This is a genomic window from Nitratireductor aestuarii, assembly GCF_014641695.1.
In the GTDB taxonomy this organism is placed as follows: Bacteria; Pseudomonadota; Alphaproteobacteria; order Rhizobiales; family Rhizobiaceae; genus Chelativorans; species Chelativorans aestuarii.
In genome coordinates, this window is the sequence record NZ_BMIF01000006.1 from 212,700 (window position 1) to 236,333 (window position 23,634).

The 23,634-nt window shown below is 60.6% G+C and carries 18 protein-coding genes; 14 read left to right on the forward strand and 4 right to left on the reverse strand.

Annotated features, from left to right (window positions below; genetic code table 11):
• Nucleotides 1–18 precede the first annotated feature (18 nt).
• Nucleotides 19–1,008 carry an acetamidase/formamidase family protein gene (locus IEX27_RS11625; protein ID WP_188721217.1) on the forward strand — a complete coding sequence of 330 codons (990 nt, stop codon included), beginning with the start codon at nt 19–21 and terminating at the stop codon, nt 1,006–1,008.
• Between the two features lie 300 nt (nt 1,009–1,308).
• Here IEX27_RS11625 and IEX27_RS11630 read toward each other — a convergent pair whose 3' ends face one another.
• Nucleotides 1,309–2,214, reverse strand: a complete 906-nt coding sequence (locus tag IEX27_RS11630; protein ID WP_188721218.1) for an Lpg1974 family pore-forming outer membrane protein — start codon at nt 2,212–2,214, stop codon at nt 1,309–1,311.
• A gap of 201 nt (nt 2,215–2,415) precedes the next feature.
• Between IEX27_RS11630 and IEX27_RS11635 the strand changes: the two genes are divergently transcribed.
• Nucleotides 2,416–4,194 (forward strand): cytochrome P450, encoded by a 1,779-nt coding sequence (locus IEX27_RS11635; RefSeq protein WP_188721219.1) that lies wholly within the window; start codon nt 2,416–2,418, stop codon nt 4,192–4,194.
• Between the two features lie 59 nt (nt 4,195–4,253).
• Here IEX27_RS11635 and IEX27_RS11640 read toward each other — a convergent pair whose 3' ends face one another.
• A complete protein-coding gene (locus IEX27_RS11640; RefSeq protein WP_188721220.1) occupies nt 4,254–5,171 on the reverse strand; it encodes a LysR family transcriptional regulator in 918 nt (305 codons plus the stop codon).
• Nucleotides 5,172–5,398: 227 nt separating this feature from the next.
• On the opposite strand from IEX27_RS11640, the gene IEX27_RS11645 reads away from it, so the two are divergent.
• From IEX27_RS11645 to IEX27_RS11685, 9 genes are all read left to right on the forward strand, one after another.
• Nucleotides 5,399–6,889: an amidohydrolase family protein gene (locus IEX27_RS11645; RefSeq protein WP_188721221.1), complete on the forward strand. Its 1,491-nt coding sequence runs from the start codon at nt 5,399–5,401 to the stop codon at nt 6,887–6,889.
• Nucleotides 6,880–8,916 carry an alpha-amylase family protein gene (locus IEX27_RS11650; protein ID WP_188721222.1) on the forward strand — a complete coding sequence of 679 codons (2,037 nt, stop codon included), beginning with the start codon at nt 6,880–6,882 and terminating at the stop codon, nt 8,914–8,916. The genes IEX27_RS11645 and IEX27_RS11650 overlap by 10 nt, the downstream gene beginning before the upstream one ends.
• A 78-nt stretch (nt 8,917–8,994) precedes the next feature.
• Complete coding sequence (locus IEX27_RS11655; protein WP_188721223.1) at nt 8,995–10,395, forward strand: ABC transporter substrate-binding protein; 1,401 nt, start codon at nt 8,995–8,997, stop codon at nt 10,393–10,395.
• 161 nt (nt 10,396–10,556) lie between these two features.
• Nucleotides 10,557–11,477: an ABC transporter permease gene (locus tag IEX27_RS11660; RefSeq protein ID WP_188721224.1), complete on the forward strand. Its 921-nt coding sequence runs from the start codon at nt 10,557–10,559 to the stop codon at nt 11,475–11,477.
• Nucleotides 11,474–12,328, forward strand: a complete 855-nt coding sequence (locus tag IEX27_RS11665) for an ABC transporter permease (protein WP_188721225.1) — start codon at nt 11,474–11,476, stop codon at nt 12,326–12,328. Before IEX27_RS11660 ends, IEX27_RS11665 begins: the two co-directional genes overlap by 4 nt.
• Nucleotides 12,325–13,044 (forward strand): MBL fold metallo-hydrolase, encoded by a 720-nt coding sequence (locus IEX27_RS11670; protein WP_188721226.1) that lies wholly within the window; start codon nt 12,325–12,327, stop codon nt 13,042–13,044. The genes IEX27_RS11665 and IEX27_RS11670 overlap by 4 nt, the downstream gene beginning before the upstream one ends.
• 1 nt (nt 13,045) lies before the next feature.
• Nucleotides 13,046–14,344: an amidohydrolase family protein gene (locus tag IEX27_RS11675; protein ID WP_188721227.1), complete on the forward strand. Its 1,299-nt coding sequence runs from the start codon at nt 13,046–13,048 to the stop codon at nt 14,342–14,344.
• Nucleotides 14,345–14,362: 18 nt separating this feature from the next.
• Nucleotides 14,363–15,196: an MTAP family purine nucleoside phosphorylase gene (locus tag IEX27_RS11680; RefSeq protein WP_188721228.1), complete on the forward strand. Its 834-nt coding sequence runs from the start codon at nt 14,363–14,365 to the stop codon at nt 15,194–15,196.
• A gap of 93 nt (nt 15,197–15,289) precedes the next feature.
• Nucleotides 15,290–17,116 carry an ABC transporter ATP-binding protein gene (locus IEX27_RS11685; RefSeq protein ID WP_188721229.1) on the forward strand — a complete coding sequence of 609 codons (1,827 nt, stop codon included), beginning with the start codon at nt 15,290–15,292 and terminating at the stop codon, nt 17,114–17,116.
• 132 nt (nt 17,117–17,248) lie between these two features.
• Here the strand turns inward: IEX27_RS11685 and IEX27_RS11690 are convergent, their stop codons facing one another.
• A complete protein-coding gene (locus tag IEX27_RS11690) occupies nt 17,249–17,725 on the reverse strand; it encodes an Lrp/AsnC family transcriptional regulator (protein ID WP_308642614.1) in 477 nt (158 codons plus the stop codon).
• Between the two features lie 156 nt (nt 17,726–17,881).
• On the opposite strand from IEX27_RS11690, the gene mdeB reads away from it, so the two are divergent.
• Genes mdeB through lpdA form a run of 3 tightly spaced genes read left to right on the forward strand, consistent with a single transcriptional unit; the run spans nt 17,882 to nt 23,219 of the window.
• Entirely contained in the window at nt 17,882–20,527 is a 2,646-nt protein-coding gene (gene mdeB, locus IEX27_RS11695; RefSeq protein WP_210315533.1) for an alpha-ketoglutarate dehydrogenase, read from the forward strand.
• Between the two features lie 11 nt (nt 20,528–20,538).
• Nucleotides 20,539–21,792, forward strand: coding sequence for a 2-oxo acid dehydrogenase subunit E2 (locus IEX27_RS11700; protein ID WP_244630337.1), 1,254 nt, complete (start codon nt 20,539–20,541; stop codon nt 21,790–21,792).
• A gap of 8 nt (nt 21,793–21,800) precedes the next feature.
• Entirely contained in the window at nt 21,801–23,219 is a 1,419-nt protein-coding gene (gene lpdA / locus IEX27_RS11705) for a dihydrolipoyl dehydrogenase (protein ID WP_188721231.1), read from the forward strand.
• 57 nt (nt 23,220–23,276) lie between these two features.
• Here the strand turns inward: lpdA and IEX27_RS11710 are convergent, their stop codons facing one another.
• The gene (locus IEX27_RS11710) at nt 23,277–23,630 is read right to left on the reverse strand and encodes a response regulator (RefSeq protein ID WP_188721232.1); all 354 of its coding nucleotides are present in this window, start codon (nt 23,628–23,630) and stop codon (nt 23,277–23,279) included.
• Between the last annotated feature and the right edge of the window lie 4 nt (nt 23,631–23,634).

Below are 23,634 nucleotides of genomic sequence, written 5' to 3' on the forward strand. Positions count from 1 at the left end.
AAATGAGGAGAAAACCAGATGTCTTGGCTTCAAAATTCGATCATGGCCCAACGTGCCGTGGCAAAGGGAAACGTCAATAGCGTCCACAGCATCACCGAGGCCGATCAGGGCAAGTACCACTACGTGTACGGCCCCTATGTCGAGCCGGTGCTGCGGGTCGATCCCGGCACGGAGGTCTCGGTGGAAACCCATGACGCCTTCGAGGGCGCCATCAAGAGCGAAAGCGACGTCCCAAGCCAGATCCTCAACTTCCCCTATCTGAACCCGCAGAACGGTCCGATCTACGTAAACGGCGCTGAAAAGGGCGATTGCCTTGCCGTCTATATCAAGGAGATCCGCCCACGCGGCCCGCAACCCGCGGGCACCACGTGTCTTCTTACCGAATTCGGCGGCCTCGTCGGCACCGGCGACACGGCTATTCTCAACGCTCCGTTGCCGGAACGCGTCAAGAAGGTCCATGTGGATGCCGTCAAGGGCGTGACCTGGAACGACAAGATCACCATCCCCTACGAGCCATTCATCGGAACCATCGGCACTTCCCCGGAAATCGAAGCGATTTCGGCGCTGCAGCCGGATTATTACGGCGGCAACATGGACCTGCCTGACGTCGCGCCGGGCGCGGTCGTTTACCTGCCGGTGAATGCGCCTGGCGGACTTCTCTACCTTGGCGACTGCCACGCAAACCAGGGTGACGGCGAGCTTTGCGGTGTGGCGATCGAGCATCCCACGGTCACGACCGTGCAGATCGACCTGATCAAGAACTGGAACTTCAAATGGGTGCGGCTGGAGAACGAAAAGGTCATCATGACCATCGGCTCAGGCCGGCCAATGGAAGATGCCGCCCGCATCGCATACCGTGAGCTGGTGCGCTGGATGGCAGCCGACTACGATTTCACGGAACTCGACGCCTACATGCTTCTGACGCAGGTCGGTCGCGCCAGGCTGGGCAACATGGTCGACCCAAAGTATACGATCGGTGCGTCGATCCTGAAGTCATATCTGGTGTAATGAACCTGCCTTGCAATCGAACGGCTCGTGCCATCCATGCACCGGACGCTGCTGTCCGGGCAGAGGGGCACGAACGTCGGTTCGTCAAGGACGCGCTCGCGTTCCTGCTGGCGCGTCGATCCGCGGCGAGCGGCTGACCTGCAACGCGCTTTACTACGATCGCCTAACCCCGATACTGCCAACCGGCGAAACTTCCTTCAGATCATTTCAGTGTTTCATAGGAACACCGAAATGATCCAGGGTATTGTCTTGGCGCAGGTTTCAGACGGAAAGCCGCTTCCCACTTTTCCTGGAACCGCTCTAGAATGTCATACCGATGCGTAGAAACGGTCCATGCAGAAGAATGTCACTGTCCACGCTGACTGATGGGTTAGAACTCGCGGGAAACGCCGTATTGTTGCGCAGCCCCCACCACTTCTGAGCCCGATAGCCGGCAGTGATCGTCAGGCTTTCGGTTGCATGCCAGGAGAGGCCGGCCAGCGCCTCAAGATTATAGACCGCGCGGGTGTCGCTGTAGGATTCAGTATAGGCTTCGTCCTGCCCGTCATACTGATAGCCGTATTCAGTCTTAAACCTGCCAAGGAGGATAGATCCCGACGCTTCAGCGACGAAACCGAACTGTGAGTCTCCAAGCATGGTCTCGGACTGGAAGCCAATCCTCGGGCCGATAGCCCAGCCTTCGGTATCGACCCATTCCCTCCAGTAGTCATAGGGAGACCAATAGGTGAGCTTGTCTGAGGAATGAAGGGCCCGGATGCCAATGTGCAGGCGTGTCAACGGGTTTGCGCCGGGATGATACCCAGCATCAAAGTCAGCAGTCTGGAACGTCAGGTTTGATTTTACCCTACCCAGTTCCCAGGGCTGATAATCTTCTGGGAACTCTCTATATTCTGAGACTTGCCGGCCTTTCAGCCACGTGCCGGTCGCCGTCATTTGCCAATCCCATTCCGGGTTGACGAGCCGACGATAGGTTGCAGCGAGGTAGAAGCCACGATCGTCGCGTATGTTGCCAAACTTGTCGCTGTCATTGGCGTCGACAATGCCTTGATCAGCCCAGAGAATCCCACCCTCAAGCGCCACGTAGTTTGCCGCAACGGACTGAGGCTCAGGAGCCGCTTCGTTGTAGACCATATCGGCCGCCTGAGTTGCGGATGCAGTGACTGCCAATACTGGCAATACAAGAAGCGGACTAGCTTTGAGCGACATCAATCCCCCCATTTGGGTGTGTGCATGAAACTTAAGATATCAAAACGGTTGTTATGGATATACTGATTTCCTCACGAACGGTATCCCACCGCACAAAAATTATCTGGCTAAGGGATTTTCGCGTTTTCGGCCTCGCCTTGCAGGTGATCCATAGATAATTGTCTTGCCAAATGGTGGCGATATTCATTCGAGATGCATACGATGAAAAGAAATGCCAAGTTCAAAACCATGCCGGCTACACTTGAATCATTTGGCGCCGCGCTCGACTTTTTGTCGCGTTTTGAACCGTTCTCGACCACAAATCTCGATACAATTGCCCGAGCAGTCCGCCGTCAGATACTCAACGGCGAACATGTCGTTACTTATGATGGTGATCGGATCATCGGTTATGCGGGGTGGCTCCCGACGACGCAACAATCGGGTGATGCCTGGGCGGACGACCGCGGCGAACTGGAGCCATCAGATACTGACGCAGATGCCGCCGCGCTGACCACCGTTGCGGTTGAAGACCCCACGATAACGCTGGGGCTCATGCGCGCCTGCCGGGATCTCAACCCGGGCATCAGGGTCTTTTTCAAACGCGCATATGGCAATAGGGGCAGGGGCGCACGGAAAGCTTCCGTTCTCAACACAACCGGCAGTGCACCTGCCGAGCGCCTTGAAAAGCGTAAACCGACATCCACTGCGCCACGACCGGCAATCGCGGATGACCCTTGCCTGTTTCTTTATGCGCTGGCTGAACAGCATCCCGGCGAGACTATGCGTATACCCGTCGGTGAAACCAGTGTGGTCATCGTCCAGGATCCGGCTTTGGCCGCCCGGGTGCTTGTCGGTAACCTTGGCAACTACACCAAGAATTTCGCATCCTTTACCCCTTTTTTCGGGCGCAGCCGCCTGACCCTTGACGGCGAAGCCTGGCGGCATTCGCAGCGCATAAGCCAAAGTTTCATTGCGCCCCATGATACGGCACGCGCGCTTGCGCTCGTTGCCGGGATCTATGACGATTTCGCGGATGCTCTGCTTGCAACTGGCGGAGCCCCAACGGTCATCGACGGCTTGATCGACCGTGCGGCCGTGGCAGCGCTGACCGAGGTTGCATTTTCAACGCCGCTTGATGTGCTTGGCAGCAGTTTTGCGGAGGATCTGCGGCCCATCATTCGCTATGCAGCGGCTCGCACCTGGGATCTTCCGGGCGTACCCTCGGGGGCAGACAGCGCAATGCTTGCCCACGCGCAATCCGCCACCGACAGAATTCGCGCGGCAATGGCAGCTCTCGTCGAGCATCGCCGCACCAGCGGGCCTGAGAATGATGCGTTGAGCGCATTGATCGCGGCTGCCGACGAAACCCAATCGGGACCGGAGGAAACGCGCATCGATCTCGCAGGCGAGTTGTTGACGCTTGTCGTGGCAGGCTCTGACACGACTTCGGCCGCACTTGGCTGGGCCTTGTCCGTACTGGCATCCGCGCCCGATTTCCAGGATCAGCTACGTGAGGAGATCAGGGCAACCATCGGCGATCACGATCCATCAATGGCTGACTTTGATCGGATCCCGAGCCTGCGGCCGTTTATCGACGAAATCTTGCGGGTGTTTCCTCCCGTCGCCATTCTTTCGCGGTTTGCCCAAGCTTCGGACATGATCGGCAATGAAGCAATCGTGCCGGGTGACAGGGTGCTCGTCTCTGTCATTGGACTGCACCAGAACCCGTCCGCATGGGATGCACCGCGGGAATTCCGGATCGATCGTCATGACCCACATGGTGAAGGGCGGGCTGATCGGAAGTCCAACTTCATGGCCTTTTCAGCCGGTCCGCGAATTTGTGGCGGCGCCCGCTTTGCGCAGATCGAGATGGCCACAGCCTTGATAAAGGTATTGCGAAAGAGCCGGCTTGAACTTGCCGAGCCACTGCCATTCGCCTTCGAATGGGGCGCTTCGATGCGCAGGCGTGGTGGTCAGAAGATGAAGATAATCGCACTTTGATGGTAACAAGAACAGGACCTTGCCCGCGTCGCTGGCGTGCGTGATCGTACCTATCAAGTCTATCTGCTACCTGCCATTACGAACTCGTCCTCCAGCGGCCGGCCCCGCGTGATCTTCAGCAGGAAATCAATGACGGTGCGGACCTTGGCAGGTGTACGGCGGTTTGCCGGCAGAATGATCGAGATCGGGTCGGCCTCAACTTCATAATCCGCGAGGATCGTCACGAGACGTTCCTCCCGCAGGTCCTCGCGAAAGAGCCACCAGGTGGCCTGGGCGATGCCTATGCCATGAACGGCTGCTTCCCGCATGATATCGCCGCTGTCCGTCACCAGTTTGCCCGATACGCGGATTGTATCGTCGTGGCCATCACAATCACGGAAATGCCAGTCCGCCCCAAAGCTGCCGACGATGCAGCTGTGATGAATGAGATCCGCCGGCTTCTCGGGCGTGCCGTACCTTTCCAGATAGGCGGGAGAGGCGACTGTCTTTTGCGGTCCGCGCACCAGTATGCGGCTCAGCAGCAGAGAATCCGGCAGACGTCCGGAGTGGACGACGAGATCGAAGCCGCCGTCGATGGGATTGAGCGTCGGCTTTTTGAGGCAGAGATCGAGCAGAATGTTTGGATGCTGCTCATAAAAAGAGGGCAGGGCGGGAATGACGGTCATCCGCCCGAACGATGGTGGCACTGCCAGCCTGACCGTTCCGCTGGCCAGATGATTGGCATCCCGGACCGCAGTCTCGGCTTCCTCAAGGTCTGCCAAGATCTGCTGGCAACGCTCGAAAAACTCACTGCCGTAAGCTGTCAGATGCGTCCGCCGGGTCGTGCGGTGGAGCAATTGCACACCCATGCCTTCCTCGAGACGGACGACGCGCTTCGTAATGCTTGAAGGAGACGTTCCCAACATCTTTGCGGCTGCGGCAAATCCACCGAGCTCGGCAACTTTAACAAAAGCAAGGATGTCCTGAAACTTACTCACCCGTGTGACCTACGCCATCTTCTTCATCACGCTGCCCAAACCATGGGCAAAATCTACCCGGTCAAAGCGAATATCCTTCGCCAAAACGCCCTGGAGGCATAAAGCCACCGCGTAGGTAGCGAGTTTTACGTCAATTTGGAAAATGTTTATTTCTTTTTTCGGTGGTTCTCGTTCGTCGCCATCCTGTGCAGTTTGCCCGCCAGAAACTTCTATGCGCCAAGGCGGACGTGACGATAACCTGGTTCCAAAATGCCCTGTGTCTGGTCGAGGAAGGTGGCGAGCTTAGCGCGCGCCGGCTATCGATCGAGATCGACGGGCAGACGATCCGGGCACTGCACGATCCTGAAGCGGCCCCGACGCCCGGTTGTGACGTCATCGATGCTGCCGGCCTTCTCGCCGTGCCGGGGCTTGTCAACTGCCACACCCATTCGCCTGACAACCTTGCACGTGGCACTTCGCCAGATCTGCCGCTTGAGCTCTGGTCACTCACCTCGTCTGCTGCGCGCGAGGGGCGCACGTCGCGCGAGATCTACGTTTCGACTATGTTGGGCGCCATCGAGATGATGCGCAGCGGCACCACTTCCGTGCTCGATCATGTCAAGATTTCTCCTGACATCGACCTCGAAGCACTGGACGCCGTGGCCTCCGCCTGGGCAGACAGTGGCCTGCGCGTCACCATCGCGCCCATCGTGGCAGACCGGCCGATCATCGAAACCATGCCCTTCGATGTGGACGACCTGAAGGATCTCGATCTTTCCGGATATGGCGCACGCATGCCAATGCCGGCCGCCGAGCAGATCGCGGTTGTCGAGGCGTTCCATCAGAAGTGGCATGGCACGGGCGAGGGGCGCCTCAAGGTCGCGATCGGCCCGTCCGGGCCTCAGCGCTGCTCTGACGATCTTCTGGTCCGCGCCGGCGATTTCAGCGAGCGACACGCGACCGTGCTGCACACCCATGTTCTGGAAACGCGGCTGCAGCGCGAGATGGGCTTCAGGCTCAATCCGCGAGGGATGATTTCGCATCTGGGCAGTCTTGGGCTCCTCAACAGCCGCATCAATCTCGTGCACGCGATCTGGCTCGAAGAAGACGATATCGAACGCATCGCTGAGGCTGGTGCGACCGTCGTCCATAACCCGGTTTCAAACGCGCGCCTTGGCAGCGGCTTCTGTCCGCTGCCGCGTCTTCTGGCACACGGCGTCCGCATTGGTCTCGGCACCGACAGTGCGGCCTGCAACGACGGCGTCAACCTGCTCGAAACCGTCAAGTGGGCGGCCATACTCCACAACCTGATCGATGAGAACGAGGCGAACTGGGTGGGACCGCAGCGGGCGCTGAAGCTTGCCACCTCGGGCGGGGCCGATGTTCTGGGGCTCCACAACGCGGGACGTCTCGCGGCAGGCATGGCAGCCGACATGGTCTTCTTCAGGCTCGCTTCACCCGCCTTCTCGCCGCTCAACGATCCTGTCCGCCAGCTCGTGCTCTCGGAGACCGGCAGCGCCATCGAGCGTGTTCTGGTTAACGGCCGCGAAGTAGTGCGCAATGACCGTTCGATGCTTGTTGAAGAGGCGGGCATCTGGGCCGAGGCAGCGGAATTCGCCGAACGGAATCGTCGCGACAACCAGTCCGCGCTCGCCGCCACACACCTGCTTGAGGCACCGATCCGTAAGATGCGGACGCGCTATGGCATCAACATGCATGGAGGATGTTCATGCCACTAGGATGGACGAAGCAGCCGCTGCGCTTCCTGCAGCACCTCCTGCGCGAAACGGATGCGCGTGGTCTGACGGCAGAAAAGCTTGTCAACGAAATGAAGAGCGTTGGCGCGAATGCCTGCATCGCGATGGGCGGCGGCTTTTCCGCCTGGTACCCGACCAAGCTTTCCTGCCAGACGATAAATCCGCATCTTGAAGGCGACTTCCTGGGCGATTTCCTGAAGGCTGCCAAGGCCGAGAACTTCCGTGTTCTTGTTCGCATGGATATTTCCAAGGGCCGCGCAGGGGCGGAGCTTGAGAACCCGGACTGGTTCGTTCGCAAGGCAGATGGCTCCATTTCCACGGTCTGGGCCCTGCCGCAGATGTGCGCAACCGGCGATTTCTGGCAGCGCGAAGTCTTTTCCATCCTCGGCGAGATCATGGAGAACTACCCGTCCGCAGACGGCTTCTTCTTCAACTACCTTCACGTTCCGCGCTGCCATTGCGCGCGCTGCCAGGCGACCGTGCGGGAAGCAACCGGCGCACCGGTACCTGCCGCCGGAACACGCGACCCAGCCTATGAAGAGTGGCGTGCTGACTTCCTCGTCAACTACATGAGCCGCGTCCGCGCCTTCATTCATGAACGCAACCCTGCGGCAGCGCTGGTGCCCTATCATCACGTGCACGATGGCTGGGATGTGCGCCAGATGGCCGAGATCAGCGACATTATCGGCTCGCAGGTATCCAATCCGGTAATACCGAACCCCATCGATCCCCAGCCCATCTGGAACCTGTGGGCGGCCGAGGAGGCTCTGCTAGCCCGGTCACTGAAGCCTGAGAGTTCGCCACTCCTGATCCAGACCACATCGGCGGTTTTCGCGAGCCGCCAGGCCGCCATGCCGGCACCGCGCATGATCAACAACCTGATCCAGGCCGCAGCCCACGGCGGCAGCACCGCGCCGGCAGTCAATGGCCTTCTGGATCAGGAAGACGCACGCTTCGTGCCGGCGACGGCCTTCGTCGGCGACTATCTCGCCAGCAGAGCTGACTGGTACCGCGACCTGACGAGCCTTGCCCGTGTCGCTGTTGTGCGCTCCGAGCCCTCGCGTTTGTGGGGCCGCGACGGTGGCCGCATGGATGGTGCTGCCGACCAATCGGGTCACATCGCCGAGTACCGGGGGCTGTGCGAGCTACTGAGCGATCTCCGCCATCCCTATGACCTGATCCTCTCGCCGGGCTTCTCGCTCGAAGAGCTGCAGCGCTATGAACTGGTGGTCCTGCCCGGCGTTACCTGCCTTTCCGATGACGAAGCAGCCGTAATCGACGCTTATGTCGAAGGCGGAGGCCGCATTCTGGTCACGGGCGAATTTGCTTCTTCCGATGGTCATGGAAACCGGCGAGACCGGCCTGCAACACGCGCTCTCCCGGCCTTGCCGGGTGAGGGGCGGTCCGCCGTCGGGGCTTACTTCGCCCTTGCCGACGCAGGACTGAAAGCTGCCCTTCAAGAAGCGCCCCGCATCGCCGCGGCGGGTACCTTCTGGGCTCCCTTCGGCGAGGCTGAAGGCGACCTGCGCATCATCGGCCCCTTCGTCAACAATGCACCTGAATTCACGACTGTTGAAGGTGACGGCGTTGAGCCGGGGTTGATCAAGCGCGCATTTGGCGCGGGCCATGCCACCTGGCTGCCATGGCAGATTGGAGCGCTCTACCACCGCTTCATGATGCCGGACTATCGCGCCGTGGCCGCGTATCTCATCAACCAGGAAATCGGCCAGCCGCCAGTGGAAACAACGGCGCCGCTGGCGGTGGAGACGATCCTCTACAGGCATCCAGACGGAATGGTGCTGCATTTCCTGAACCGCGCCGCTACCCAGACGAAGGGCCTGACAGAATTGACGCCGCTCGCCGGCTTCGAGTTCTCCGTTGCCGGCAATGTAGAAGCGGCACTTTCGCTTACTGACAACAAGAGGCTGCCCATCAGACGGGCTGGCCAGAAAGTGATCTTCAGCCTCGATCGGCTGGATCATTTCGCAGCGATCGCACTGGTCTCATGACCGGTGCCGGGGAGGGGAAACCGAACTTAACCGCAACCGTCAGGCACAGCGCCTTTCCATAACAATGAGGGTGAATAGATGACTTCAACATTCAAGCGCTGCCTGCTGGCAGCCACACTCGGGGTTAGCATCCCGGCCCTGATGGCCACTGCCGGCATCGCGCAGGAAGGTTCCACCATCATCGTCGCGCAGGGTGTCGACGCCTATTCGATGGACCCGGCGAAGCACTCGAACTTCCCGACCGCCAACATCCTGTTCCAGCTCTATGACGGACTGGTCACACAGGACGAGAACGGTGAGATCGTGCCGGCGCTGGCGACGGAATGGAGCAACCCGGACGAGCTCACCTGGCGCTTCAAGCTGCGTCAGGGCGTGAAGTTCCACAATGGTGAGGACTTCAACGCGGAAGCCGTCAAGGCCAGCTTCGACCGCGCCCTGAACCCGGACTTCAAGGCTCCCTATTTCTCGCGCATCTCGCACATCAAGGCCGTCGAAGTCGTTGATGAATACACCGTCGACTTCAAGACCGAGAAGCCGTTCCCGACGATGCTTCTCTCCCTCTACGAGGCCTCCTTCCCGGCCCTCATCGTTCCGCCGAAATATGCTGCCGAGAACGACGGCGCATCGATCGCCGCCAAGCCAATCGGCACCGGACCATACAAGTTTGTCGAGTGGCTGAAGGACGAACATGTCGTTCTTGAAGCCAACCCGGATTACTGGGGTGGCAAGCCGGCCATCGAGAAGGTTGTCTTCCGTCCGATCGCTGAAACCCGCACCCGCATCGCCGAGCTGACCAGCGGAGGCGTGGACATCGTCGTTGACGTTCCGCCGGAAGACATGGCTTCGCTCGACGGCGGCGACACCAAGATCGTCACCGTCTCCAGCGACTCCCTCTACTTCCTGTCGTTCGACACCACGCGCGACACCCCGCTGAAGGACAAGCGCGTCCGTCAGGCGATCAACCACGCGATCGACGTGGACGCTATCCAGCAGGCGCTGCTGAACGGCATGGGCACCCGCACCGCGCTGACGCTTCCTACCAACGGCTTCGCTTATGACAGCTCCTGGCAGCCCTACGAGTACAGCCCGGAAAAGGCCAAGGCGCTTCTGGCCGAGGCAGGCTATCCGGATGGTTTCGAGATCCCCTTCATCTCGCGCAAGGGCCGCTACATGAAGGATGCCGAGATCGTTGAGGCGACCGCAGGCTTCCTCTCCAAGGTAGGCATCAAGGCGAACATCCAGTACCTGGAAGCAGGCGTCTGGGGCCAGATTTCGGAGCAGAAGGGTCGCGAAGGCATCGCCTTCCCGGGCTGGAGCGGACGTGATCCGCAGTTGGTCTGGGCTCCTCTGCTGACGACCGGCCAGTACCAGAGCTACTACTCGAACCCGGAGCTCGACGAGCTGCTGCAGGCCGGCGCTTCGACGATCGATACGGAAGCCCGCAAGGAGATCTACAAGAGGCTCCGCACGTGCCAATGATCCAGCCGCCGCTGATCTATGGTCTTGACGCGAACCTGACCTGGACCCCGCGCAGCGATGGCATGATCGACCTGCGCAAGGCTCACTTCTAAGCACGGTTCGCCCGGCCGGAGACAACCCGGCCGGGTTTTCTGCCCGTTCCACGGAGAGGTTAAGCACCATTGGCCAATTTCCTGATTTCACGTTTGCTCTACACCGTGCTGGTCCTGTTCGGTGTGTCAGTGGCGGTGTTCTTCCTTATCCGGATCGGCGGTGATCCGTCGGCATTGTTCCTGCCGCCGGAAGCTTCCCTTGAAGAGATCGAGCGGTTCCGCGCCCTGATGGGCTTCGACCGGACGCTGGTCGTCCAGTACTTCGATTTTCTTGGTCGCGCGGTTCAGGGTGATTTCGGCATGTCGCTGCGCTATAACCAGCCTGCGATGCAGCTGGTGCTTGATCGCATGCCGGCAACGCTTCAGCTGGGCGGCGCTGCACTTCTCCTTTCTCTGATCATTTCCCTGCCGCTGGCGATCATCGCTGCCGCCAAGCGCGACTCCATTTTCGATCGGGCCAGCCTGCTGATCTCGATCATCGGCCAGAGCTTTCCCGCCTTCTGGCTGGCGATCATGCTGATCCTGCTGTTCTCCGAGAACCTCCGCCTGCTGCCACCCTCCGGGCGCGGAACGTGGGCGCATCTTGTCATGCCGGCGATTGTCCTTGCCACCTATTCGACCGCGATCATCACCCGTCTGCTGCGTTCCTCGATGATCGAGGCGCTGAGTTCGGATTACGTGCGCACGGCGCGCGGCAAGGGTGTACGCGAAAGCACCATCATTCTCTCGCACGCGCTCCGCAACGCGGCGATCCCGACGCTGACCGTGATTGGCCTCCAGGTCGGCGCGCTGCTCGGCGGCGCGGTGATCACGGAAGAGGTATTCGCCTATCCGGGGGTTGGCCGCCTTGCGATCCAGGCCATTGCCAACCGCGATTTCACGGTGGTGCAGGCCTTCGTGCTGCTGATGGCGGCCCTGATCGTGATGATCAACCTGCTGGTTGATCTCTCCTACGGCTTTCTCGATCCCCGCCTGCGGAAAAGAAAATGATTCAGTTCTTCAAGCGTTTCACCACCAGTTCCCTGGCAACCATCGGCCTGATCGTTGTGCTCGTGATGGTTTTCGCCGCGATCTTCGGTCCCCTCATCGTGCCGTTCGACCCCAACGCGCAGGACATCATGCAGCGGCTCAAGCCCCCCATGTGGCAGGGCTCCGAAGGCATTCACCTGCTTGGAACCGATGCGCTGGGGCGCGACATCTTCAGCCGCGTCGTGATCGGCGCGAGGGTTTCAATCCTCGTCGGCGTCAGCGCAGTGGTGATCTCCAGCATCGTCGGCGTCGCCTTCGGCCTCATCGCAGGCTACGAGGACAAGTATGCCGGCCGCGTCCTGATGATGCTTACCGACATCCAGCTCGCAATCCCCTTCATGGTGCTTGCGCTTGCGGTTGCCGCTGTGGTGGGTGCGAGCCTCTGGAACATCATCGCCATCCTCGGCCTCACCAACTGGGTGCAGTATTCGCGCGTGGTACGCGCCGAATGCCTTGTGCTGCGCGAGCGCGAGTTCATCCAGGCCGCTCATATGATGGGCATCTCGACCCTGCACATCCTGACGCGTCACCTGCTGCCGAACGTGCTGTCCTCGGTCATCGTCATCTCAAGCCTGCTGGTCGCAAAGATGATCATCTTTGAATCATCTCTGAGCTTCCTTGGCCTCGGCGTCCCGCCGATCACGCCGACCTGGGGCACGATGATCGCGGAAGGCCGCAACTACATCGGCAACGCCTGGTGGGTCGCCACCATCCCCGGCATTGCAATCTTCGTGACGGTCGTGGGCGTCAATCTCGTCGGCGACAGGCTGCGTGATCTTCTCGACCCGCGCCTGCGGCAGGTGGAATCATGATCATCGCGCAGGCTTCCTACGACATTCTCATGAACGGCTTTCCAGCGAGAGGGGAGCGCGGGTTCCTTGGCTGGAGCACCATCGTCCTGCTGGACACTGCCAAAGGCTACGCGCTGTTTGATACCGGCGGCATCGGAGACAGGCCTGGCCTGATGGCAGCGCTGGAAAAGCGCGGCATCGCGAAAGAGGACATCTCGACGGTAGTCCTCTCCCATCTCCACTTCGATCACATGGCCAATGTCGAGTGCTTTCCAAAGGCGGAGATCATCCTGCATGAGGACGAGTATGCCTATGTGCAGGAGCATGGGGCAGCGGACCCCGCCATTTCCACCTGGCAGGTCGAAGGCCTCCTGCGGGCCCCCCAGCTGAGCCTCGTGTCGGGTGAGCTCGAGGTCTTCCCCGGCATCCGGATGATCCGCACGCCCGGCCACAGCGGCGGCCATGTCTCGCTGGTGATGACGGTCGATGGCAAGCGCGTCGTCCTTGCGCAGGATGCGGTGAAGCATCGTGGCGAACTTGCTTCATGCCAGTCGGCCGGAGCGTTCGACGAAATGGCGGCTGCCGCCAGCATCAGGCGCATCGCCGAGATGGCGGACATCGTCATTCCGGGCCATGACGGACCGATCAGCATCGACAACGGCACCCTTAACCCGAGTGAGCTGGCCACCGAAATCTCGCTGACGTCCAGGCCGCAGACATACCTGCTGGAGACCTGAGATGCTGACGCTTCTTCATAATGCCTTTGTCTGCACCGGCCTTCCTGGCGGCTTCTATCCCGACGGAGCGATCCTCATCCGCGGCAGCAAGATCGTCTGGATCGGCAACCGGGCCGACATGCCCCCGCAACCGGAACCGATCACCTATGAGGACCTTGGTGGCCGCGTCGTCATTCCGGGTCTCATCAATACCCACGCCCACGGCGGGCTTTCGACGCACCGGTGTTCCTGCGACGATGGCGATCTGTTCCAGTGGGCGGCAGGACTTGCCCCCCACACCTCGCACCTGACCGTCGAGGACAACCGGCGCGGCTGCTATCTCGCCATCATGGACATGGTGCGCAACGGCATCACTACGGCCTGCGACTGCACGCGCTATGGCGCTGGAGTCTTCGCCGATGTTGCCACGGAGATCGGCATGCGGTCGCTCAGCGGCGCCCTTGCCAACTCCCCCGAATTGCGCAAGACCGGACGGCCCAACTGGCCGCTCGCGCTCGATGAGACGACGGAAGCGATGGAGCTGCACAAAGGCAATGGCCTGGCCCGCTTCTATCTCGGCGGCCATTCGCCTTACAGCTGCACTGGCGACCTCTTGAAGGAAGTCAGGCGCGAGGCCGATCGCCTCGATCTGCCCTTCGTCATTCACCTCGCCGAAAACCGGCGCGAAAACCAGCAGACGCTCGAGCAATATGGTGCAACGCCGACAGGCTGGCTCGAGCAGCTCGGCATTCTGGACGAGCGCTCGGTGCTCGCGCACTGCGTCTGGATGGATGAGGCCGATATGGACATCCTGGCGCGCCGCGGTTCAGGCGTCGCCCACAATCCGGCCAGCAACGCCAAGCTGGCGAGCGGCGTCGCTCCCGTGCCGGCCATGCGCAAGCGCGGTATTCCGGTTGGACTTGGCACCGACAGCACGCTTTCCAACAATTGCCTCGATCTCTTCCAGGAAATGAAGCTCTCCGTGCTGCTTCAGCGCGTCACCTCGCTCGACGGCTTCATCATGAACGCCGAGGACGCCTTCACCATGGCGACGATCGAGGGTGCGCACGTTCTCAGCTGGGACAGCGAGATCGGCAGCCTCGAAGCCGGAAAGGAAGCCGACCTTGTCATCCTGAACCTTTCCCATCCGCTCGGACTGACCGCAGAGCGCGTCCTCTCCGACGTCGTCTACCACGCCGGGCCGCAGCATGTTCAGGCGGTCATGGTCGCTGGCCGGATGATCTTCCGCGACGGTCAGCTGCTGCTGGTCGATGAACCCGCCATTCGTACAGCAATCCACGAGTACTACGCAACTCACTGATACAGGAACTGGAACACCATGAGCAAAGCACCCATCGGCCTCATCACGAGTGCGGCGTCGGAAAACCTCCTCAAGGATCGCCGTGTGGAGGTTGTTTCGACCCCTTGGGGCGAAGCGTCGATCCTGCTCGGCACGATTGGCGGACGCGAGGCTGCGGTGCAGCTGCGCTACGGCGCGGGCCTCACCACCCCGAGCCACAAGATCAACTACCACGCCAATCTCTTCGCGCTGCATGAACTGGGCGTCGAGTCGATCATCTCGCAGAACGCCATCGGTTCGGTAAACCCGGCAATCCGTCCCGGCGATATCGTCATCTCCAATGACTTCCTCGACAAGACCAAGTCGCGTGCACAGTCGCTCTTCGACGAAAGCGAATGCTGGGTTCGCGTCGACTTTACCGACCCGTTCTGCCCGCGCCTGCGTCAGGATCTGATCACATCCGCCACCAGGTTCTCCAACCGCATCATCGAGCGCGGCACTTTCGTCTGCACCGAAGGCCCGCGCTTCGAGACGCCGGCTGAAATCCGCGCCTATGCCAAGGAAGGCGGCGACATCGTCGGAACGCCGCTGGTGCCGGAAGTGATCTTCGCGCGCGAACTCGAAATGTGCTTCGCCTCGATCGCGCCGGTGATCAATTTCGGTGCCGGCATGGCGCCCGCCGTCATTCACTTCGGCCCCGGCTCGATGAATGACATCTACTACAAGGAAGGCCTGCACGACCTTATCGAGAAGATCCTGATCGACGCCATCGCAGGCATCTCTTCCGACCGCTCCACCTGCACCTGCGGCACGGCGCTTGAAGGCGGCTTCCATGGCCAGCCTCCGGCGTGGCTGAAGCGCAAGATCGCCTAAACAACCAGTGCAATTCCAGGAAAAGTGGAAACCGGTTTTCCGTCCGAATTGCACAAGACCCCAGTTCCGCCTTCTGAGGATTGAACCTTGCACATGTCGCCAAACCAGACATCAGCCGAACCGGTGCTTTCCGTCCGCGATCTGACGACGTCGTTCCTTGTCGACCGCGCATGGAAGCCGGTCGTCAATGGCATCTCGTTTGACGTCCTGCCGGGCGAGACACTTGCCATCGTCGGCGAAAGCGGCTCCGGCAAGAGCGTTACCTCGCTGTCGATCATGCGGCTACTTGCCAAGGGCACGAGTCGCATTGAAGGCGAGGTCTTCCTCAACGGGCGGAATCTTCTGGCGCTGTCGGACCCGGAGATGCGTCAGGTTCGCGGCCGCGACATGGCGATGATCTTCCAGGAGCCGATGACATCGCTCAACCCGATCTTCACGGTCGGCAAACAGCTGGTCGAGGCATTGACCTGCCACGGCCAGATGTCGGCGTCGCAGGCGCGCGACGAAGCGGTGCGCCTGATGACCAAGGTGCGCATTCCCAATCCGACGGCGCGGCTTGAAGAATATCCGCATCAGTTCTCCGGTGGTATGCGCCAGCGCGTGATGATCGCGATGGCGCTCGCCTCGAGACCAAAGCTGCTGATTGCCGATGAGCCGACCACCGCACTCGACGTTACCATCCAGGGCCAGATTCTGGATCTCATCAAGACGCTGCAGGAAGAGGAGGGCATGTCGGTCCTCTTCATCACGCATGACATGGGCGTCGTCGCCGAAATCGCCGACCGCGTGATCGTGATGTACCGCGGCGAGGCGGTGGAGAGCGGCTCGACCGAGGCCATTTTCCACCACGGCAAACACCCCTATACGCGGGCGCTGCTGTCCGCCGTTCCGCGTTTGGGATCAATGACCGGGCAGGAACTGCCGCAACGCTTCCCGCTGGTGGACATCAGGACCGGGGAAGCCGAGCAGGCCCGGCCGGTTACTGTCGACGTTGATCGTGCGGCGCCTCCGATCCTCTCGGTAAAGAACCTCGTGACGCGTTTCCCGATCCGCAACGGCTTTCTCGGCCGCCCGACAGGCGCCGTGCATGCGGTGGAAGATGTCACGTTCGACCTTTATCAGGGTGAAACCCTGGCCCTGGTGGGCGAATCCGGCTGCGGTAAGTCAACAACGGGGCGGTCGATCACCCGACTGGTCGAACCCAATCGTGGCAACATCACCATCAACGGCGTGGACATGAGGGCTCTCGGCAAGAGCGCGCTGCGCCGCCAGCGCCGCGATATTCAGATGATCTTTCAGGATCCGTTCGCCAGCCTCAATCCGCGCATGACTGTGGGTGCGGCAATTGCCGAGCCCTATCTTGAGCACAAGCTTGGAACGCAGGCACAGGCAAAGGAAAAGGTCGCCGATCTCCTCGAGCGCGTCGGGCTGTCGCCTGACATGATGAGCCGCTTTCCGCACGAATTTTCCGGCGGCCAGCGCCAGCGCATCTGCATTGCCCGCGCCCTGGCGCTCGACCCGAAGATCATCGTGGCCGACGAAAGTGTTTCCGCGCTCGACGTCTCCATCAAGGCGCAGGTCTGCAATCTCCTGATGGATCTGCAGGAAAGCCTCAAGCTCTCCTATCTGTTCATCTCGCACGACATGGCCGTGGTGGAACGCATCAGCCACCGCGTGGCGGTGATGCATCTTGGTGAAATCGTCGAGATCGGGCCGCGCGCCTCCGTATTCGACAATCCGCAGCATCCCTACACGCGCAAGCTGATGAACGCCGTGCCGGTGCCTGATCCCTCACGCCGCGGCGTCCGCCGCAACCTGGACGCGGACGAATTGAAGAGCCCCGTCAGGCCCGTCGGTTATGAGCCTCAGAGAGGCAGCTACCGTGAGGTGTCAACGGGCCATTGGGTACGGCAGGAATGATAGGATAAATTGCTGCGGGAAAAAGTGGGTAAATGCGGGTGCGTGACGTCGTTGTTGGCGCACAGCGCCGCGGGACATTCAATAAAGTCCCGCGTTCGGTTAAACCTGGTGGCAGGACTGTGCTCGTTAATCTTACCTAGCCGGCCACAGTTGTTCCAAGGGCAGGGCCGTCTTGTACTTGACCTGCTTCAAGGAAAAGCTGGAGCGAATGTTTGCCACTCCCGGCGTTTTGGTGAGCTTTTCAAGGATGAAGTCCTTGAGCGCCACTGCATCGCGCACGACCACGCGCAGCAGGTAGTCGGCGTCGCCGGTCATGAGGTAACACTCCATCACTTCCGGTAGTTCGGCGACAGTCGATTCAAAGATTTCCAAGGTCTTCTCTGACTGGCGGTCCAGCGTGATCTGAATGAATACGCTGAGTGTCGGTCCAAGCTTCTCAGCGTCCAGCAGTCCGTAATAGCCGCGGATGACGCCAGCCTCTTCCAACTGGCGCACACGTGCCAGACACGGCGATGGCGAGAGGCCGACGCGGCCCGCCAATTCCACATTCGGTAATCGCCCTTCTCCCTGCAATTCATGCAGGATCCTGCGATTGAAGCTGTCGAGCACTGTCGTTCCATTCATGCCGAGATATCCCCGTTTAACAGCAGATTATGCTGCTAATCGTTTTTTGAGAAGCGTATGCGGCAGGAAATTTTCCCCGGGGACGGTTATCCTGAATACATGCAGGAGGACACCGTGAACTCGATACCCAACATCAAGAACATGATCGCCAGCGCAGACATAGACCCGGCAGAAACTGCCGACTGGGTAAACGCGCTCGATTCAGTCGCCAAGGTAGATGGAGAGCAGCGGGCGCAATTCCTGCTCGCCGCCCTGGAGCGGCACGCCAGGGAAATGGGGCTCTTTGAAGAGACGCCACCATATTCCCCCTACCGTAACACGATCGAACTAGACAAGCAGCCACCATTCCCCGGCGACCTGGCCATGGAGGAGCGCATCACTTCCATCATTCGCTGGAATGCGCTTGCCATGGTTGTCCGTGCCAACAGGGCCTATGGTGAGTTGGGCGGCCACATCGCAAGCTATGCATCGGCAGCCGAAATCTTCGAGATCGGGTTCAACCACTTCTATCGTGCGGATGAAGGTCAGGGTGGCGATCTGGTGTTCTTCCAGCCGCATTCAGCACCCGGTGTTTATGCCCGCGCCTTCCTTGAAGGTCGGCTAACCGAAGACCATCTCGCAAAGTATCGTCAGGAAATTTCAGGCGGCGGCCTCTGCTCCTATCCGCACCCGTGGCTGATGCCTGACTTCTGGCAGTTCCCCACCGGATCCATGGGTCTCGGGCCGATCAGCGCCATCTATCAGGCGCGTTTCATGCGCTACATGCGAGACCGCGGCATCGCCCAGACAGACCACCAGCACGTATGGGGTGTGTTCGGCGATGGCGAGATGGATGAGCCGGAATCCGTTGCAGCACTTTCGCTGGCGGCCCGCGAGCAGCTCGACAACCTGACCTTCATCATCAACTGCAACCTGCAGCGCCTGGATGGCCCGGTTCGCGGCAATGGCCAGATCATTCAGGAGCTGGAGCGGACATTCCGTGGTGCGGGATGGAACGTCATCAAGGTTCTGTGGGGTTCCGAATGGGATCCTATCTTCGCACGTGATGCCGATCACCGCCTCTTGCAGCGCTTCGCTGAAACCCCCGACGGCGAATATCAGACGCTTGGCGCGAAGGATGGCGCCTACAACCTCGCCCACTTCTTCGACAGCGACCCGGAAATCCGCAAGCTGGTCGCGCACATGTCTGACCACGACATCGACCAGCTTAAGCGTGGCGGTCACGACTTCCGCAAGCTTTACGCGGCCTTTCATGCCGCCAAGAACACGAAGGGCCGTCCGACCGTCATCCTGGCCAAGACCAAGAAGGGATACGGAATGGGCGGTGCAGGCGAGTCCCGCATGAACGCACATCAGGCCAAGAAGCTTGATGTGGGCGCGCTCATTGCCTTCCGTGACAAATTCAACCTGCCGCTGACGGATCAGCAGGTGGAGAACCTGGAGTTCTATCGCCCTGCGGAGAGCTCGGCGGAGCTGACCTACCTGCATGAACGCCGTCGTTCCTTGGGCGGGTATCTGCCACGCCGCCGGCAGGCATCAGAGCCTGTGACGATACCTGCATTCTCCACCTATGCGGATTTCGCACTGAAGGCTGACGGCAAGGAGATGTCCACCACCGTGGTAGCAGTCCGTCTCTTGAGCAACCTGCTCAAGAGCAAGGATTTTGGTCCGCTCATGGTGCCGATCGTTGCCGATGAGGCGCGCACCTTCGGCATGGACAATCTGTTCCGCCAGATCGGCATCTATTCGCCCGTCGGCCAGACTTACGAGCCGGAAGATGCGGGCTCGATGCTTTACTACAAGGAAGCCGTTGACGGACAGCTTCTCGAGGAAGGGATCACCGAGGCTGGCGCAATCTCTTCGTGGGTTGCTGCCGCTACATCCTACAGCGTGCACGGCAAGCCTCTGCTACCTGTCTACATCTACTACTCCATGTTCGGCTTCCAGCGGATCGGCGACCTGATCTGGGCTGCGGCCGACCAACGGGCGCGAGGCTTCCTGATCGGCGCTACCGCAGGACGGACGACACTTGGCGGTGAGGGCCTGCAGCATCAGGATGGCAGCAGTCACCTGGTTGCTTCCACCGTTCCCAATTGTCGTGCCTACGATCCCGCTTATGGCTACGAACTGGCGACCATCATGGACCACGGTGCGCGCCGCATGATGGAAGAGGGCGCGGACGAGTTCTACTACATCACCGCCATGAACGAGAACTACCCCCAGCCCTCCATGCCGGAAGGCGTTGCTGAAGGTATCATCAAGGGTATCTATTCTCTGTCTGGCCCGGCCGATGGCCGTGCTCAGGTTCGCCTTCTTGGTTCGGGCGCGATCCTGCCGGAGGTCGTGGCCGCGGCAGAGCTGCTGAAGTCGGACTGGAACGTCGAGGCCGAGGTGCTCTCGGTGACGAGCTATACCGAGCTTTCCCGCGAGGCGCGTGAGATCGAGCGAGCGCGCATCTTCCTCGGCGAGACGGGATCGACATGTCACCTGGAAAAGACATTGCCGGGACGCGCGCCTGTGGTGGCGGCAAGCGACTATGTCCGCGCACTGCCTCAGCTTATCGCTTCGTATGTTGCAGCCCCCATGACTGTACTAGGAACTGACGGCTTTGGCCGCAGCGACACGCGGTCTGCCCTGCGCGCCTTCTTCGAGGTGGACCGCTACCACGTGGTCGTGGCCGCACTGCATTCCCTCGTCCGTGAGGGCACACTGCGGCTCGAGACCGTGCAGCAGGCGATCGAAAAATACGGCATTGCGTCCAACGCAACAGCCCCCTGGGCTCGCTAAGGAGAAGCGTGGTGGAGACTGTTGCATTGGTTGAGCGTCAAACCATCCATCTTCCGACGATTGGCGATTACAAGGATGTTCCTGTCGTCGAAATCCTGGTCAAGCCGGGGGACACGGTCAGCTTTGAAGACACCATCATCGTGCTGGAATCCGACAAGGCAACCATCGAGGTGCCGTCCCCGGTTTCCGGCACTCTGGTGGAACTTCTGGTCGAGATCGGGAGCAGGGTGTCAGAAGGTGCGCCGATCGCCATTTTCGAGATCAGCGAAAAGGCGCCAGTCGCGCCGAAGCCTGATACGGCATCTGAAACCAGGCCTGTTGCCGCTGCGCCTGCCGCGGTGGAGGCTGCTGCGCCAGTAACAGGTGCAGCGGCCAGCAAGGCGCACGCATCGCCTTCGGTCCGTTCCTATGCGCGTGAACTTGGCGTGTCCCTCGATGAGGTGCAGCCCACCGGCCGCAAAGGCCGCATCATGCGCGAGGATGTTCAGGCCTACGTGAAGGGCCGGATCGCGGCACCAGCATCCAACGGTGGCATAGCCGTAGCGCCAGCGCCTGCTTACGACTTTGCGCGCTATGGCGAGATCGAGCGTGTTCCTTTGACGAGGATCCAGCAGATTTCCGGTTCGAGCCTGCACCGCAACTGGGTCACCGTTCCGCACGTCACCAGTTTTGACGAGGCAGATGTGACAGACATCGAATCCTTCCGCGTTGCCATGAATGGCGAAGCAAAGGGGGCGAGGGCCAAGCTCACCATGGTTGCTTTCCTGGCCAAGGCGTCTGCGCTGGCGTTGAAGGAGTACCCGCGGTTCAACGCCTCGCTGGAAGGCGACACGCTGGTGTTGAAGAAATACGTCCACGTGGGCGTTGCAGTCGACACGCCAAAGGGCCTGCTGGTGCCGGTTGTTCGCGACTGCGATCGCAAGGGGCTGAACGAGATCGCCGAAGAGATTGCGGGGCTCGCAGAAAGAGCGCGTAACGGCAAGCTCGCTCCTTCGGACATGGAGGGGGGCTGCTTCTCGGTCTCGTCTCTCGGCGGTGTCGGCGGTACTGGCTTCACGCCGATCATCAATGCCCCCGAAGTGGCGATCCTCGGCGCGGCTCGCGCACAGATGCAGCCCCGCTGGGATGGCACGGCATTCCAGCCGCGGCTGATCCTGCCGGTCAGGCTGTCGTGGGATCACAGGGTCTTGGATGGGGTTGCCGCCGCGCGTTTCCTGGGAACGGTGGTCAAAATCCTGGGCGATTTCCGTCGCGCAGCGCTCTGAGGTTGCTCATGAACACTGAAATCATGGAACTTGTGGTGATCGGCGGTGGGCCGGGCGGCTACTCGGCTGCCTTCAGGGCCGCCGATCTCGGCATGCAGGTTGCCCTCATCGAGCGCGAGGAAACGCTTGGCGGTGTCTGTCTCAATGTGGGCTGCATCCCGTCAAAGGCTCTGCTCCACGTAGCCGCCGCCAAGGAAGAGGCAGAGCGACTGTCAAAGCATGGCATACGTTTCGGTGCGGCTGAGCTGGATCTCGATGCATTGCGCGCTTTCAGGCACGACACCGTCTCGCGCCTGACGGGCGGTCTTGCGCAGATGGCCAGGCAGCGCAAGGTGCAAAGGATTATTGGCAATGCCCGCTTCGCCGGACCGAACGTACTCCATGTGGAAGACAGGGCAGGCAATGTCAGCGCCGTAAGCTTCCAGATGTGCATTATCGCGGCGGGCTCTTCACCGATCCACCTGCCGTTTCTGCCGGATGATCCGCGCATCGTCGATTCAACCGGAGCGCTGGAGCTGCCATTCATCCCGAAGCGCATGCTTGTCATCGGCGGCGGCATCATTGGGCTCGAAATGGCGACCGTCTATAGCGGGCTGGGGGCTCGCATTGATGTGGTCGAACAGACGGGCGGCCTCCTTGCCGGCGTGGACCGTGATATGGTTGGCATCTGGATGAAGCGCAACAGCCACCGGTTTGATCGCATCATGCTCTCTACCCGGCTGGAGTCAGTCGAGGCCGCGCCTGAGGGATTTGTTGCTCGTTTCAACAACGGCCATGAGCCGGCGACCTATGACCTGATCCTGCAGGCAGCAGGCAGACGTCCGAACGGCGATCGGCTTTCACTGGAAGCTGCAGGGCTTCAATCCAATGGCGGCTTCATTGCGGTCGACAGCCAGATGCGGACCGCACAACCGAACATCTTCGCAATCGGCGATGTGGTCGGTCAGCCCATGCTGGCGCACAAGGCGGTTCACCAGGGTCATGTCGCAGCTGAAGTGGCCGCTGGACACAGGGCGGTCTTCGAGCCGCTGGTTATTCCGTCTGTCGCCTATGTGGATCCGGAGATTGCCTGGGTTGGTCTCACCGACGACGCGGCTCGTCAAGACGGGATCGAGGTTGACGTCGGCAAGTTCCCCTGGGCGGCATCCGGCCGCGCCATCGCCAACGGAGCGGACTACGGCATGACCAAGCTGTTGTTCTCGCGCGAGACGGGTCGTTTGCTGGGCGGCGCAATGATCGGGCCTGGTGCCGGTGATATGCTGGGCGAGATCTGCCTTGCGACCGAACTGGGGGCAGACGCAACCGATATCGGTCGCACCATCCACCCGCATCCAACGTTAGGCGAGACAATTGGCCTGGCAGCGGAAGCGGCCATGGGAAGTTGTACTGACTTGCCGCCAATACCTTTCTTATGCCCTCGGCAATAATCTCCTTCGACGGCGAGGCAAAACACAAGCGCATCCACGAGCGGGCAGCCTCGCCGTTTATTCCAACCAGGCCTGGATCTGTTCCGCTGTATAAGGTTTCGGGAGAAAAGGGATGTCACTCGCCAGTCTGGCGGTAGCAGGAAGCATGTGTCCCGAAGTGATCAGTATCGAGATGTGCGGCCAGTGCGCCTGAACTGCGGCAGCCAGCTCAATCCCATCGATGTCACAGCGCAAATTCACATCGGTAAAGAGGTGTGTGATATCCGTACGTCGCTTCAGGAGCTCAAGTGCCCGGCGCGCATCGATCGCAGGCACTGCTACGTGCCCCAGATGTTCAATACAGTCGACCGTGTCCAGAAGAATAAGGGTTTCGTCTTCGACCACCAGAACGACAGCGGGAGGGCGGGTCATACAT